Genomic DNA, 14963 nt, shown 5'->3' with positions numbered 1-14963 from the left:
CGCATAACTAATCTGTCAAGGAGAGCCAGTGGACTTCGAGCAAGCTGACGCCCTCAACCAGGCCATCCGTCTCCTGAGCCTGCGCCACCGGGCCAGGGCCGCGGCGCTGCTGGCCCCGCTCGGCCTGCACCCCGGGCAGGAGGCGCTCCTGCTCGAACTCGCCCGGACCGGCCCGCGAATCCAGGCCCAGCTCAGCGAGGCGCTCGGCTGCGAGCCGCCCAGCGTCACGCTCATGACCCGCAAGCTCGAAGCCACCGGCCACATCCGCCGCAAACCCGCCCCCTCCGACAAGCGCGCCAGCATCGTCGAACTCACCGACAGCGGCAAAGCTCTGACCGACCAGGTCAAGCAGCTGTGGTGCGCTCTGGCGGAGGAGACCGTGATCGGCCTGCCCGCCGAAACGGTGGCGGAACTACCCGGCATCCTCAACACCTTGACCGGCAACGTGGATACCAGGCGCCCCCGCCATCCACACGGCCGCCAGCCTGGTCCAGTCGCCGAATCGCCACGGGCCGGGCACGTTGATCAGGGCATGGCGTTGACCGGTGACTACGAACCGAGCGCGTCGGGGTGGGTCCGCGAGCACGTCGAGCAGATCGTGCGCACCGGCACGACCGACGGCGTCACGATCAGTGGCCTGCCCACCGTGCTGATGACCTACCGGGGCGCCAGGACCGGCAAGGTTCGCAAGACGCCGTTGATGCGTGTCGAGCACGAGGGGCGCTACGCGGCTGTCGCGTCCAAGGGGGGCGCGCCGACCAACCCGCAGTGGTACGCCAGCCTGCTCGCCGAGCCGGTCGTCGAGCTTCAGGACGGCGCGGTGAGCCGGGGGTACCGGGCGCGCGAGGTGTTCGGGGACGAGAAGGCCCTCTGGTGGCGCCGGGCGGTGGACGCATACCCGGACTATGCCGACTACCAGCGCAAGACCGACCGCCAGATCCCGGTCTTCGTGCTCGAACCGGTCGGCGGCGGCACGCCGGCCGGTGACGGCACCGAAGGCTAGTTGCTCGGTGTCACCCGCGCGCCGGTCGGCTCGGCAGTCTCCACACCCGTCGCCCTGCCGAACATGGCGTCGCCTGACGGCCACGGGTTGACAACGAGCGGCCGGATCCAACACCCTTTCACTACTTAAATAGTGAAAGGGTGTTTTCGGTTGATCGAGTTCAACCTGGACCGCGGCTCGGGGGTTTCGACGTACCTGCAACTCGTTCACCAGGTCAAACAGGCGCTCCGGCTCGGTACGCTGCGGCCCGGCGACCAGTTGCCGACCGCCCGCGAGGTGGTCGAGAGCCTGGCCATCAACCCCAACACCGTGCTCAAGGCGTACCGGGAGCTGGAGCGCGAAGGGCTGGTCGAGGGGCGGCCGGGGATGGGGACGTTCGTCCGGCAGGGCATCGCGGGTGCGACGCTCGCCGAGCACACGCGGCTGCGGCGCGGTCTGGAGGCGTGGGTGCGGGACGCCCTCGCGGCCGGGCTTGATCAGGAGGACCTGCGGACGCTGTTCACCGTCGTCCTGGCTGACGCCGCGAAGGAAGGCGTGGCATGAGTCCCGCGCTGGAGGCGACCGGGCTGGGGGTCCGCTATCGCCGTACGTGGGTGTTGCGCGACTGCTCGCTGTCCGTCCCCGCGGGACGCGTGGCGGCGCTCGTCGGGCCCAACGGCGCGGGCAAGACCACGCTCATGCACGCTGCCGTCGGCCTGCTGCGGCCCGCGCTGGGAAGCGTCCGCGTGGCCGGCGAGGCGGCGTTCGTGGCGCAGGACAAGCCGCTGTACGACGGCTTCACCGTCGCCGAGATGCTCACCTTCGGCCGCCGCATGAACACCCGCTGGGACGACGCCGCTGCCGACCGGCTCGCCGGGCTGGGCATCCCGCTGGAGCGGAAGGTGAGTGGGCTGTCGGGCGGGCAGCAGGCGCAGGTGGCGGCGACGGGCCGAGGGCTGATCGGTGCGGGCCTCTGCGCTACCGCCCAAGTCGGTTCCGACCCCCCATGGGGTCCCCGTAGCTGCGGCCGAGAATCCAGCAGATATGCCTCTGGCCTGCATTGATAGGCAGGGCTCAGGTCTGGCCCACCAGGCCGAGACCTCTGCATAAGCGCAGGTCAGAGGCGTATCCGTTGGATCCAGCGTCATTGCTACAACTGCCGCCTATTGCATTGGATGCGATTTGGCGACAGTTAGCAGTTCTACTGTGGGACGCTCTCCCACCTGGAGCCCGAGCTGGGCATTCAGGGGGCTCCAGTGAATTGCTTAGAGTAGCGGGACCAGGGGTGCCGATGGGCGCCGATATGCCGATCGCGTCTTTGACCTGCACGCTCGCGGCCCGGTCGCAGACGATGCGGATATCTCGCATCAGGTGCAATCAACGGAGAGTGAGCTGGTGGGCGTGAAAGACCGGGACGATTCGGAATTGCGATCCTGTCGTGCTGCCGCCGACTCGGCGCGCGATGAGGCGTCACGGTGAGCGGGCAGGTGCCGGGGGCGGCTCGGCTGGCGCTGGTGTCCGGGGTGTCGCTGCTGCGGCCCGAGGAGCAGGTGTTCACCGCGATGCTGGAAGGGTTCGCCAACCAGCAGCTGGCACGCAATCTCGCCCGCACGACCGTGGAGGGCCGGGAGAACACGGTGAAGGCGTTCGCGTCCTACGTCAACGCCTTCCCCTGGCAGTGGACCGCCGCGATGGTGGACGAATGGCTGGGTGATCTGCGGTCGCTGCGGGATCTGAAGCGCTCGACGATCCGCGGCTACTCCCAGGCCATCAGCACGTTCTGCGCCTATGCCACCGACCCGGCATACGAGTGGGCTCAGCAGTGCGAGGCCAGGTTCGCCAGCCACCCGATCCAGGTCGTGCACGAATGGAACACCGCCGTCCACGTCCATGACAACGAGAGCGACCCGGGCAAACGGGCGTTCACCCGGCCCGAGCTGGAAGCGTTCTTCGATCACGCCGATGAGCAGGTCGCCCGGATCCGCGCGTTCGGCCGCAAGGGCTGGCTGCCGGCGTTCCGGGACGCGGTCCTGTTCAAGACCGCCTACGCCTACGGGCTGCGCCGCAATGAGACCCGGATGCTCGACGTCGCCGACTTCAGCCGCAACCCGCACGGCCCCGAGTTCGGCGAGCACGGCGTCTGCCTGGTGCGCTTCGGCAAGGCCAAGAAGGGCTCGCCGCCCAAACGCCGCAGCGTGCTCACGGTCTGGCCCTGGGCGGCCGAGGTCCTGGAGGAATGGATCACCGAGATCCGCCCGCACTTCGGCATCGAGGGCAATCCGGCGGCCTGGCCGTCCGAGCGCGGCCTGCGCGTCGGCTGCCAGCGCCTCAACTCCCGGTTCGTCGCCTACCGGGACGCGCTCGATCTGGATCCCGCCTTAGACTTCCATAGCCTGCGAAGGTCGTACGTCACGCACCTGATCGAGGACGGCTGGGATCCCCGCTTCGTCCAGGAGCAGGTCGGCCACGAGCACGCCTCGACGACGGCGATCTACACCTGCGTGTCCTCCGACTTCCGGACCCGCACCCTGAGACGAGCCCTGGACGCCACGGTGGCGCAGGCGCTGGCCACCGCCGCCGCGAAGGGCGGCCCGTCATGAAGCGCAAGGTCACCTACTCCTGGCGGCTGCGGGAGATCATGGCCGCCCACGGCATGTTCGCCACGACCGAACTGGTCCCGCTGCTCACCGAACGCGGAATCAAGCTGTCGGCCTCCCAGGTCCACCGGCTCGTCACCGGAACCCCCGAACGGCTGTCCCTGCAGCTGCTGGCCGCACTCTGTGACATCTTCCAGACCACTCCCACGGACCTCGTTCCGGTCGAGGCACAAAACGCCGGAGTCCGCAAAACCGCCGACGGCGACGTCCCCACCCCGCCACCCCCCACCCATCTGCGGCCCCGACGAGCCCGGATCGCCCCCGAAGGATGAGCGTGAAACGGACCTGCACCCGGTGCCAGCGGTTGTCCTACCCCGCCGGGTGGTGGCCCGATGGGCCTGTCTGCCGGACCTGCGTCGACCGGGGGCTGCGGCTGCGCGGCACCTGCCCGGCCTGCGGTCAGCCCCGTCTCCTGCCCGGCCTGCGGCCCGAGGACGGTGAGCCGATCTGCAGCACCTGCGCCGGGTTCAAGCCGTGCTACTGCTGTTCACGCTGCGGTGAAGAGGGCAAGCTCCACGCTCGACGCCTCTGCACTGGCTGCACTCTCACCGATCGGCTGACCGAGCTACTCGACGACGGCACCGGCCAGATCCGTCCCACCCTGTTGCCGTTGTTCCACTCCCTGGTCAGCATGAAGAACCCGCTCACCGGGCTGACCTGGCTCTACGAGAAGTACAGCCCTGACATGCTCCGCGACCTGGCAGATGGCAGCATCGAGCTCACCCACGAAGCCTTTCACCAACTGCCTCACGGGCAGGCCGCCTCCCACCTGCGCGAGCTCCTGATGGCATGCGGACTGCTCCCCAAGATCGACAAGCAAATCTGCCTGCTGGAGCGCTGGCTCGTCCACCACCTCGACGACATCACCAATCCCGACAACGTCCAGATCATCCGCCGGTTCGCCACCTGGGAGATCCTGCCCCGCCTGCGCCGCATCGCCGAGACCAAGCTCGTCACGCCCTCCAACCGGAGCCACGCCGGCCAACAGATCATCCACGCCACCCGCTTCCTGACCTGGCTCGCCGACCGGGACCTCAACCTGGCCGGCTGCCGTCAGGCGCATCTCGACACATGGGTCACCGAGCACCCCGCCCACGAACGAAACAGCTTGCGCGCCTTCCTCCAATGGTCTCAGCGCAACGAGCTGGCGCGACCCCTGAAGCTCATGCCCCACACCGCTCGCCGCGCCGCCCCGCTCACCTCCCAGCAGCGACTCGCCCTCCTCGGCGAGGTCCTCGCCCGTTCCCAGCCCGTTCGCCACCGTCCTGCTCGACTACCTCGCCAACCGGCCAAACACGCGCACCGCCACCAACCCCGCCTCGACGTGGCTCTTCCCCGGCCGACGGGCCGGACAGCCGTTACGGCCCGAGTGGCTCGCCGAACAGATCCGCCAACTCGGCATCCCAACCCTCCCCGCCCGCGGAGCCGCCATCCGCCAGCACGTCCAGGACAGCCCCGCCCCGATCATCGCCGACGCCCTCGGCTTCCATCCCGTCACCACGGCCAAACTCGCCACCGAGACCGGAATCACCTACAACCGCTACGCTGCGGGGGTGGACCTGCAGTGGAACCGTTTCGTACGGTAAGCGCCTTCCCGCAGGCCAGGGTGGGGTCCGGACAGGGCTCACGCGGGGTCGTTAGCGTACGTTCCCGTTCCGGCGCAGCTCGCCTGTGATCATGGTTTCGGGGTGGATCGCCTGGTGGGGTGACACCTGGTGACGGTGATCTTCGTGTCCGGAAGTCCTCAGTAACGGACAAGATCAACCTTGGAGTCATAAAACGAGTACATGAACCCTACGTAACGGTATGGTCGCTTACCGTTCGGATCGTGGTGCTTGGGTTCTATGGTGCGGGTCATGCCGGTCGAGTTCCTCAGTGATCAGGAAGCGGCTGCTTATGGCAGCTACGGCGCCTCGGTGTCGCAGGCAGATCTTGAGTCGTTCTTCTACCTCGACGACGCCGACCGCCGGCTGTTGGCGAAGGCGAAGCTGAGGGGTGATCACAATCGCCTCGGGTTCAGCGTCCAACTCGCCACCGTGCGGCATCTCGGCCGGTTCCTAAGCGATCCGCTGGAGGGGGTGCCGACCGAGGTCATCGACTTCCTGGCCGGGCAGCTCGGGGTGGCCGACCCTTCGTGCGTCAAGCGGTATGCCCGGCGCGAGCCCACCCATCGTGAGCATGCCGGGACGATCCAAAAGGCGCTGGGTCTGAGGGACTTCACCGAGGTGGAGGCCGACCTGGCAGCGTACGTGGCCCGGCGGGCGTGGATCACTGGGGACGGGCCCAAAGCGATCTTCTTCGACGCGCTGCGGTGGCTGCGCGAGCAGCAGGTGCTGCTGCCGGGAATCTCGCGGCTGACCCGGCTGGTGGCGCGGGAGCGGGAGGCGGCGACCCGGCGACTGTGGGAGGCGCTGTGTGCGGCGCTGAGCGAGCAGCAGCGCCGCGAGCTGGACGCGCTGCTGGTGGTGCCGGCCGGGAAGCGGATCTCCCAGCTGGAGGAATGGCGGACCGGTCCGGCGCGGGCCTCGGGCCCGCAGATGGTCAAGGCGCTCAGCCGGGTCGCTGAGATCATCTCCTCGGGCCTGTCACGCGTGGAGCTGGATGTCACGGTGACGCCGCGGCGGCTGGCCGAGCTGGCCCGGTACGGGATGGGCGCCGATGTGGCCCAGCTCAAGCGGCACCGCGACAGCCGGCGGCTGGCCACGCTGGTGGCGACGGTGACGCAGTTGGAGGCCACCGCCACCGACGACACCCTGGAGCTGCTGGAGTTGTTGTGGGCGACCGAACTGGCAGGCAAGGCCCGGACCGAGGCCGACAAGGGGGTCATCAAGAAACACCCGCGGCTGGCCAAGGCCTCGGCGGTGCTGGCGGTGGTGGCCCAGGTGCTGCTGGAGGCCCGGACGTGGGGCGAAGAGGACCAGGTCCGGGTCGCGGAGGTGTGGGAGGCGATCGAGGCGCGGATCGCCCGCGAGCAGGTACGGGCCGCGGTGGCCACCGTGACCGGGATGCTGCCGCCGCCCGAGGCGGTACCTGAGGGCGACTGGCGGGGCGAACTGGCCAAGAGGGCCTCCACCGTGGTGGGGCTGTGCCGGATGCTCACGGCCACGATCACCTTCGGCGCGAACGCCCGGGGTGCCCCGGTGCTGGCGGCGATGATCGCGCTGGGCGAGCAACTGGGCACCGAGGCGCGCTGGAGCGTCAAGAACCCGCGCATCCACCCGCAGGTGGTGACCGGCCCGTGGAAGCACCTGGTGTTCGGCCATCCGGCCCGCACCGACGGGTCGGTGGAGCGGGGCGCCTACATTTTCTGCCTGCTGGAGCTGTTCTGCCGTCATCTGAAACACCGCGACATCTACGCCGAAGCCTCCACCCGCTACCGCGACCCGCAGGCCCGGCTGCTGGACGCAGCGGTGTGGGAGGCGGTCAAGGTCGACGTGCTGACCACCCTGGACCTGCCCGAGGATCCCGACGCGCTGCTGGCCGCCCACGTCACCGCCCTGGATGGAGCCTTGCGCTACGTCGGCGGACGCCTGGTGGCCAACACCGACGTGCGGGTGGACGGGCAGGGGAAGATCCACCTCACGAGCGACAAGGCAATCAAGGAGCCGCCATCGCTGATCGATCTGCGCAAGCGGGTAGCGGCCATGCTGCCCCGCATCGACATCGGGGACCAGGTCCTGGAGGTGATGGGCTGGGTGCCGCAGTTCCTACCCTCGCTGACCGCCCTGTCCGGCGGGACGAGCCGGATGGCGGACCTGAACGTCACCGTGGCGGCCTGCCTGACCAGCCAAGCCCTCAACATCGGATACGGGCCGGTCTCCAGCCCTGGCCTCCCCGCGCTGGACCGGCGCCGGATCGGGCACGCCGGCCGCACCTACCTGCGCGCCGCCGGCTACACCGCGGTCAACCCGCACCTGATCGAGGCCCAAACCGCCATCGGCTTCGCCCAGGCGCTCGGCGGCGGGATGGTCGCCGCGATCGACGGCATGCGCTTCGTCGTGCCCGTCCCCTCCCTGATGGCCAAACCCAACCGCAAATTCTTTGGCCCGAAACGCGGCATGACGTTCCTGAACATGATCAACGATCAGGCGTTCGGCATCGCGCATAAAATCGTCGCGGGAACCGACCGAGACTGCCTGCACGCCATCGACCTGTTCTTCGGCTTCGGCGCGGCCAAGCTGCCGGAAGTCCTCGTCACCGATACCGGATCCTATTCGGATCTGGTATTTGGAATCGCGCACCTGCTGGGTGTGGACTATCGTCCGGCGCTGGCCGACCTGCCCGACCAGAAAGGGTGGCGTGCCGATAACGGGGCCGACTACGGCCCATTGAACACCTTCGCCAGGGGGAAGCTGGAACTGGGCAAGGTGCGGCGGCACTGGGGAGAGATCCTCCGGTTGATCGCCACGATCTACACCAGCAAAGTCAGCGCGTCGGATGCGGTCAGAGCGCTGCAGCGGGACGGGCACCCCACCGCTCTGGGTGAGGCGATCGCGACCTACGGCCGCCTCTTCAAAACCCTCCACATCCTGTCGATCATCGACAGCGAACCTTACCGGCGCGGCATCAAAGGAATGCGCAACCTCCAGGAAGGGCGCCACGCACTCGCCGAGAAGATATTTAACGGCCGCCGCCGCGAGGTATTCCAGCGATACCGGGAAGGCATGGAGGACCAGCTGGGCGCATTGGGTATCGTTTTGAATTGCGTGGTTCTCTGGAATACGGTCTACATTGATGCCGCGTTGAACACGCTACGCGCCCAAGGGTATCCCGTGCGGGATGAAGACGTCGCGCGCCTCAGCCCTTTCATGCGAAAACACATCAACGTCCACGGGAAATACTCCTTTACCGCGGTGGATCCCGCCGACCCCGCCAAAGGCGCCGTCGCAACCCGGCAGCTGCGTGACCCCGACGCCCGCGACGAAGACGAGGAGGACTTCGATGAGGACGACTCCTGGTAGAGGGACTGGTAGTGGTGAGAATTCCCGCTAAGCGATGACGTGCTGGTCAACACGGTTCGTCACTCGCCAGGCGGGAGATAGTCGGCGGGGGTGTCCTTGTAGTTCCACGGGCTGCCGGTCCCGCGGTATTCGGCCACCGGGATCGGTGTGATGCTGGGGCGCATGCGGTCCACGTAGAGGCGGCCGTACACACCGACCAGCATGATCGTTTCAGGCTGGTCGGCCATCCACGATTGACTCACTCCTCCAGGGAGAGGGCCTGGCTAGGGCACACGTGCGCCGCTTCGCGGGCCTTCTCGACCAGTTTGCCGTCCGGTGTCTCGTTCAGCACGATGATTGTGGCGTCGTCCTCGCTCTGGTCGAACAGCGTGGGCTCAGTGAGCACGCACTGTCCGGCGCCGACGCACCTTCCGGTGTCCGCGATGATTTTCATGGCCTTCTCCTCCTGAGGTGGGGATGGCAGTTCGTCCGCTACCAGGTCACCGGGAGCTCGTACAGGCCATAGATGTTCGCGTCGTCCTTGAACGGCAGTTCGTCGACATCCACCGCCAGCCCCAGCGTTGGCACGCGGCGGAACAGCGTGTCGAACACGATCTGTAGCTCCATCCGGGCCAAGTTCTGGCCCAGGCACTGGTGCGGCCCGAACCCGAACGCGACGTGGTGGCGCGCGCCGCGCTCGATGTCGAGCTCGTCCGGGTTCTCGAACGCCCGCGGGTCCCGGTTGGCCGAATGGCCGAGCGCCAGCACTCCTTCTCCGGCGCGGATCAGCTGCCCGCCGACCTCGATGTCCTCGACGCACAGCCGGGCCGTCGCCACGTCGATGATCGTGAAGTACCGCAGCATCTCCTCGACCGCGTTGAGCGTTTTGCCCGGGTCGGCCTTGATCATCGCGAGCTGCTCCGGGTTGCGCAGGAACGCCACGGTCGACAGCGAGATCATGTTCGCCGTCGTCTCGTGGCCGGCCACGAGCAGCAGCAAGCCCATGCTGGCCAGTGCCGTCCGCCGGTAGGTGCCGTCCGCGCGCAGTTTGACGATCTGGCGCCCGAGCAGGTCGTCCGGTGGGTTCTTTTCCTTCTCCGCGACGAGGTCGGCCATGTAGCCCTGGATGGCGCTCATGGCCGCCCACCGCTCCTCGGGCGGCGTCGACTGCTTGATCACCGCCACCGTGTGCTTCTGGAAGAACTCATGGTCGGCGTAGGGCACACCGAGCATCTCGCAGATCACCAGTGACGGAACCGGCAGCGACAGCGAGGCCACCAGGTCGCCGGGCCGCGGCCCGGCCAGCAGCGCGTCGATCCGCCCGTCCACGATCTCCTGGATCCGCGGCCGCAGCGCCTCCAACCGGCGTACCGTGAACTCGCCGAGTACGGCCTTGCGCGCCGGCCCGTGCTCGGGCGGGTCCATCGCGATCAGGAAGCGCTCCTCGTCCGGCCGCCGGGACGCCGCCTCGCCCTCGACCAGCGCTGGGAAGTCCGGATGCTGCCGGTCGGCGCTGAACCTCCGGTCGTTCAACACGGTTCGCATGTCTTCGTGGCGGCTGACCACCCAGGCCCACCCGCCGTCGGGCAGACGAACCCGCGAGACCGGCTCTTGTTCGCGGATCTCTTCGTACGCCGGCGGCGGCGCGAACGGGCACGTACGGGCCATGGGGAACTCGTGCTTCTCTGCGGTAGTCATGACTTTTCCTTCCACGATGTCACGGACAGGCGATAGAGGCTGGACAGCGAAAAGCCGTGTGTGAACGGCAGTTGCTCGACCGGTGGGACCGGGTTTGGCTCTGGGCCGCGGCGGACCAAGGAGCGGCAACGGACCACCGGGACCGACGACATCGGTGGATTCAGACTCGACCCGTCCCCTCGCGGGCGAAGTTCGGTTCCGCCGCTTCCAGTCGCGGTATCGAGATGCCCAGCCGTCGTGCTTCGGCCAGGGTGTCCCGGCAGACCTCGCGCGGCTCCTCGGCGTCGGGGTCGGAGTGCGCCGTGAGGCTCACGCGCGCGGGCGCGACATGAGCGGTCAGCCAGGCGAGCACGGGTGCCGTCAGCCAGGTGGGCGCCCGGAACGGCAGCACAGCGCCCCGGTGCCGTCGCAGGTCGAGGCCGCGCGCCTGGAGGAGCGGCAGCAGTTCGCGGCCGGCCAGCAGCGCCTCGCGCAGGTCGCCCCTTGCCCCGGCCAGCTTGGACAGCGAACCCAGCCGCAGGCCCTGCGCGAACATGCCGGCATCCGACGCGAAATGGACCCACAGCCAGCCGCGGAAGTCAGGCCGCTCCTTGATCCGGAGCCCGGCCTCGCGAAACGCCTGGCGCACGGCCCGTTCCCGGTTGGTCGGGGGCCGGTCGAGTGTGCCGAAGATGACCGACGGCAGCAGCGCCCCGTGGAGTACGCCGTCCGCGCCGAAACCGCCACCGGCCTGGGGAAAGCCCCAGGCGATCTGGCCGGCGGGGAGTGCGCCGATGGCGGCGAGCGGCTCGGTCCAGAGGTTTCCGAAGATCAGCACCGTGGCCTGGCCGACACGCGGGGCCAGGAAGTCCGTCGCCTCCGCGAGGCGGTGGTGCGGCACGCTGAGCACGATCAGGTCGAAGTCGTGGTCCGGCTCCAGCGCCTCGCGGTAGCGCACCGGCCACTTCTCGGCGACGCGCTGCCCCCACACCCGGCGCCGCATATCGAACAGGTCGAGGTCCACCGCGTCCCCGTACGTCGCCGCGCGGCCGGGCCGTACGTAGAACTCGACGTCATGCCCCGCCTGTTGCAGAACCCAGCCGTAGATGGTGGCGATCACGCCTCGGCCGAACATCAGGATCTTCACACTGCACCTCGTGGGATACAATCGAATTGGAGGCAATCTCCACTTTTCAAAATATGGAGATCATCTCCATTTGTCAACGCGAGGTAGCGCATGACCGCCGACAAGCCCCTGCGGGCCGACGCCCAGCGCAAGCGTGACGCCCTGCTCGCCACGGCCCGGGAGGTCTTCGACGCCGGTGGCTTCTTCGACCTGCGCTTTGATGATTTCGCCCGTCTGGCCGGGGTGGGTACGGGCACGCTGTACCGCCACTTCCCCACCCGGGAGGCGCTGGCCGAGGCGGTCTACCACGGAGAGATCGCCGCGCTGTGCGACCGTGTCCGCCAGTTGCGGGCCGCGCTGCCCGCGGCGGAGGCTTTGGCGACCTTCCTACGCGGCATGGTCGACCACATAGACGCCCACGAGGGCCTGGCCCGGACGCTGTCCACGCTCATGGCCACCCGCTCGGGTGCCCTCACCGAGGGCAGTCGGGCGCTGGAGCAGGCTGTCACCGACCTGGTGGCCGCCGCCGTGCGGGACGGCGCCGTTCGCGACGACGTGGATGCCGGTGCCGTGATGATGGCGCTGCATGGCATCGGTGCGGCCCATGACCGCCCCGGTTGGCGGGCCGAGGCCGACGGTGTCATCACCCTCGTGCTGGACGGGCTTCGCAGCTCGTACTCAGCCCAGGTGGCCATCCGTACGCCTTCCGGAAGGAGAGGTGCACGAGGTGCAAACAACGGCACGGCATCGAGTTGAGGAACCCAGGAACAGCCGTTGGCGAGAGAATGATTTGAGCGAAGAGTGACGCCCAACGCCGGTGTGTGATCGCTTGGGGGCGATGATCCTGCGTTCTACGTGGGGGTTTCTGGCCCGTGGATGATGCGGTGGATGGTGGAGCGTCCGACGCTGTATTCGGTGGCCAGGTCGGCCAGGGACACCTCGCTCTCGCACTCGGCGACCATGGCGAGGGTTTGCAGGAACAGCCGCCCGAATGGGTCGTTCCAGTCGTAGACGGGCGCGCCCAAGCCGAACAGGACGCCGTGTCCTGACAGGCCGGTGAGGATCTCGTTGGCCCCGGCCATGTTGCGGGCGAACCGGTCGAACTTGGTCACGGTGAAGACGCTGCCGTCCCACACGGCGGCGAGGGCCTGGCCGGTGAACTAGTTATAACAACCCCGAGGCGCTCTCCGCGCTCGGTTCTTCTTGGGTCCGGGCTGCGTTCGGTCAACTTGGTCTACGGAAAGAAGAGATCATCGTCCTCTGACCTGCTGGAAGGGTCCTTCTACCCTAGATAACGATGCGACCCCGTAGAGCCGCGACCCTGGCGCGGATGTCAGGATGGCTGCTGCAGGGCCCGGTAGATGGTGCCGCGGCCCACTCCCAGCGCCTTGGCGATCTCGGCCACGGTGGCGTCCTCCGCCGCGTAGCGTGACCGCGCCAGCGCGACCTGCTCCGCCGACAGCTTGGCGGGTCGGCCGCCGAGGCGGCCTCGGCTGCGCGCGGCGGCCCGGCCCACCGCCGCCCGCTCGGCGATCAACTCCCGCTCGAACTCCGCCAATGCCGCGAAAATATGAAAAACCAGACGGCCAGTGCTGGTACTGGTGTCGATCCCTTCGTGCAGGGAGGCGAAAGCGACCCCGCGCCCGGCCAGAGCGTTGACGGTCTCCACCAGATGCAGGGAACGGCCCAGCCTGTCCAGCCGCCACACCACCAGCGTGTCCCCGCCCCGCAGATACTCCAGGCACCGCGTCAGCTCGGGGCGCTCGGCCAGCTTCCCCGACGCGGTGTCGGCGAAGACCTTCTCAACCCGCCGCATTCAGCGCGTCGGTCTGCCCGTCCAGGTTCTGCGACGCGCTGGAGATCCGGGCGTAGCCGACCCGCTGGCCGGAGAGAGGGTGCACAGGAAGACTCATAGCCTCGATCATGTACCGAAACCCGGGTCGGTGACGGCGGTTTTACAACGTTGATTCCGGTCGGGGTTTCGGACGCTCCCGAGAGGGTTGGCGACCACCTTCACAGCCAATTTTGGATCTTGTCCGTTACTGAGGACTTCCGGACACGAAGATCACCGTCACCAGGTGTCACCCCACCAGGCGATCCACCCCGAAACCATGATCACAGGCGAGCTGCGCCGGAACGGGAACGTACGCTAACGACCCCGCGTGAGCCCTGTCCGGACCCCACCCTGGCCTGCGGGAAGGCGCTTACCGTACGAAACGGTTCCACTGCAGGTCCACCCCCGCTGCCGGCGACCACACACAGTCACCACTGCCCAGGCCGGCCCGCCGAACTGACGACAGTTGAATAGGCGACCTCACCAGTCCGGGACCCCTGCCTGCTGAGCACGTCCATCACCTCGCCGAACACGCTCGCCAACGGCACGAACGGACCCTGCGGCGAGCCCAGCAGACGCTCACCGAGCTGGCCGACACCGGCCAACCCGTGACCGTCGCCACGCTCGCCACCCAGGCCGGAGTCTCACGCTCATGGATCTACACCCAGCCCGAACTGCGGGAACGCATCCAGCACGAGCAGCACCGCCAGGTCCGCACGGATGCTGTCCGGGGGACCGTCACTCGCGCCAGCGATGACTCGCTCCGGCAACGACTCACGCTGGCGCACGAGCGCATCAGCCGACTCCGAGCGGAGAACCAACAACTCCGCGATGCCCTTGCTCTCGCCCACGGACAGCTCCGGGCCGCCCGACTCAACAGCGAAGGCTAGAACTGCGTCTTGAACGCAGCTTCCGGGCGAACCGGTGAGTATGCGGATCGAAACGATCGACTGGTTCGGACAGCAGCTCATCGAACGACCACCAGCGCGCGCCATCGAACTCGCCAGGATCCGGCCGCAGCCGATGATCGTTGCTCGAGACCTCGATCACGTGCCACAAACTCACGTCCGTATGCTGCCGCACCACGGTGCCTTGGGTTTCGGTGACCGTGACAAACAGCGGCTCAGCGCCGAGCCAGGGCAGTGCAATCGCAGAGACGCCGAGTTCCTCGACACACTCACGCTGCACCGTCTGCCACGGCAGCTCGCCGACCTCGCAGTGGCCACCCGGAGGAAGGATCAGACCGGACTTACGGTGCTCCGTCAACAGCAAGGAGCCCGTGGCGTCGTCGAACGGGACGAAGTACGACACCAGATGCATGGCCGGCTGGTCCGGCGGAACGAGTCGGTGCAACCCGGCACCGGAACTGATCCAATCGAGCACAGCAGTTTGATGCTCCGCCTCCAGGGCGTCAGCAGGCTCGATCAAGGCAACCACTCGGGCGATCTTCTCGCGATCCGTGCTCACGGCCCCAGACCCTACAAAGCCGCTCTGACATCCAGGCCACGGGAGCAGTCGAAGACATCCGTCCACGACATGAAGCTGCTGCATGCCTGCGGGATTCGAGAGATGAGGTCGAGATAAGCGCCGCGATCGTCGACCGCCTCACCTTCGGTGGAACCATCATCGAGACCGGCACCGACTCCTACCGTCTGGCCCAGACCCGCGCCAAGCAACAACAGCAGGCCACAGCGAGCTGACGCACGAACCGACGACACACCTGGGGTATGACGTGGCGCTCGACAGG

Annotated in this window: 15 protein-coding genes and 1 pseudogene; 8 read left to right on the top strand and 8 right to left on the bottom strand. The window is 67.9% G+C overall.

Going from position 1 to position 14963, the window contains the following annotated elements; translation table 11 throughout:
- Positions 1-28 precede the first annotated feature (28 nt).
- From ABT294_RS34870 to ABT294_RS34850, 5 genes are all read left to right on the top strand, one after another.
- Complete coding sequence (locus ABT294_RS34870; protein WP_350810582.1) at positions 29-1003, top strand: nitroreductase/quinone reductase family protein; 975 nt, start codon at positions 29-31, stop codon at positions 1001-1003.
- 150 nt (positions 1004-1153) lie between these two features.
- On the top strand, positions 1154-1546 hold the full coding sequence (locus ABT294_RS34865) for a GntR family transcriptional regulator (protein WP_350810581.1): 393 nt from the start codon (positions 1154-1156) through the stop codon (positions 1544-1546).
- The gene (locus ABT294_RS34860) at positions 1543-2046 is read left to right on the top strand and encodes an ATP-binding cassette domain-containing protein (protein ID WP_350810580.1); all 504 of its coding nucleotides are present in this window, start codon (positions 1543-1545) and stop codon (positions 2044-2046) included. Before ABT294_RS34865 ends, ABT294_RS34860 begins: the two co-directional genes overlap by 4 nt.
- 411 nt (positions 2047-2457) lie before the next feature.
- Entirely contained in the window at positions 2458-3582 is a 1125-nt protein-coding gene (locus ABT294_RS34855; protein ID WP_350810579.1) for a tyrosine-type recombinase/integrase, read from the top strand.
- Positions 3579-3911, top strand: coding sequence for a helix-turn-helix domain-containing protein (locus ABT294_RS34850; RefSeq protein ID WP_350810578.1), 333 nt, complete (start codon positions 3579-3581; stop codon positions 3909-3911). Before ABT294_RS34855 ends, ABT294_RS34850 begins: the two co-directional genes overlap by 4 nt.
- A gap of 293 nt (positions 3912-4204) precedes the next feature.
- Here the strand turns inward: ABT294_RS34850 and ABT294_RS34845 are convergent, their stop codons facing one another.
- Complete coding sequence (locus ABT294_RS34845) at positions 4205-4900, bottom strand: hypothetical protein (protein WP_350810577.1); 696 nt, start codon at positions 4898-4900, stop codon at positions 4205-4207.
- Between the two features lie 595 nt (positions 4901-5495).
- Here ABT294_RS34845 and ABT294_RS34840 point away from each other — a divergent pair.
- On the top strand, positions 5496-8600 hold the full coding sequence (locus ABT294_RS34840) for a Tn3 family transposase (protein ID WP_350810576.1): 3105 nt from the start codon (positions 5496-5498) through the stop codon (positions 8598-8600).
- Positions 8601-8659: 59 nt separating this feature from the next.
- Here the strand turns inward: ABT294_RS34840 and ABT294_RS34835 are convergent, their stop codons facing one another.
- The 4 genes from ABT294_RS34835 to ABT294_RS34820 form a co-directional block, all read right to left on the bottom strand.
- A complete protein-coding gene (locus ABT294_RS34835; protein WP_350810575.1) occupies positions 8660-8827 on the bottom strand; it encodes a hypothetical protein in 168 nt (55 codons plus the stop codon).
- An 11-nt stretch (positions 8828-8838) separates the two neighbouring features.
- Positions 8839-9033, bottom strand: a complete 195-nt coding sequence (locus ABT294_RS34830) for a ferredoxin (protein ID WP_350810574.1) — start codon at positions 9031-9033, stop codon at positions 8839-8841.
- Between the two features lie 38 nt (positions 9034-9071).
- Entirely contained in the window at positions 9072-10277 is a 1206-nt protein-coding gene (locus tag ABT294_RS34825; RefSeq protein ID WP_350810573.1) for a cytochrome P450, read from the bottom strand.
- A 160-nt stretch (positions 10278-10437) separates the two neighbouring features.
- Positions 10438-11403 (bottom strand): ketopantoate reductase family protein, encoded by a 966-nt coding sequence (locus ABT294_RS34820; protein WP_350810572.1) that lies wholly within the window; start codon positions 11401-11403, stop codon positions 10438-10440.
- A 90-nt stretch (positions 11404-11493) separates the two neighbouring features.
- Between ABT294_RS34820 and ABT294_RS34815 the strand changes: the two genes are divergently transcribed.
- The gene (locus ABT294_RS34815; protein WP_350810571.1) at positions 11494-12138 is read left to right on the top strand and encodes a TetR/AcrR family transcriptional regulator; all 645 of its coding nucleotides are present in this window, start codon (positions 11494-11496) and stop codon (positions 12136-12138) included.
- A gap of 95 nt (positions 12139-12233) precedes the next feature.
- On the opposite strand, the pseudogene ABT294_RS34810 reads toward ABT294_RS34815, so the two are convergent.
- Both ABT294_RS34810 and ABT294_RS34805 read right to left on the bottom strand, forming a co-directional pair.
- Positions 12234-12521: pseudogene (locus ABT294_RS34810) on the bottom strand (recombinase family protein); the annotation flags it as partial.
- A 194-nt stretch (positions 12522-12715) separates the two neighbouring features.
- Positions 12716-13198 carry a recombinase family protein gene (locus tag ABT294_RS34805; protein ID WP_502912191.1) on the bottom strand — a complete coding sequence of 161 codons (483 nt, stop codon included), beginning with the start codon at positions 13196-13198 and terminating at the stop codon, positions 12716-12718.
- Between the two features lie 488 nt (positions 13199-13686).
- Here ABT294_RS34805 and ABT294_RS34800 point away from each other — a divergent pair, with 488 nt between their 5' ends.
- The gene (locus tag ABT294_RS34800; RefSeq protein WP_350810625.1) at positions 13687-14106 is read left to right on the top strand and encodes a DUF6262 family protein; all 420 of its coding nucleotides are present in this window, start codon (positions 13687-13689) and stop codon (positions 14104-14106) included.
- Here the strand turns inward: ABT294_RS34800 and ABT294_RS34795 are convergent.
- On the bottom strand, positions 14090-14683 hold the full coding sequence (locus ABT294_RS34795) for an NUDIX domain-containing protein (protein ID WP_350810570.1): 594 nt from the start codon (positions 14681-14683) through the stop codon (positions 14090-14092). The two genes, ABT294_RS34800 and ABT294_RS34795, sit on opposite strands and share 17 nt — an antisense overlap.
- Positions 14684-14963 lie beyond the last annotated feature (280 nt).

The sequence above is a fragment of the Nonomuraea sp. NPDC000554 genome, assembly GCF_040300065.1.
Classification (GTDB): domain Bacteria; phylum Actinomycetota; class Actinomycetes; order Streptosporangiales; family Streptosporangiaceae; genus Nonomuraea.
This window is presented reverse-complemented; position numbering and strand designations above follow the sequence as displayed.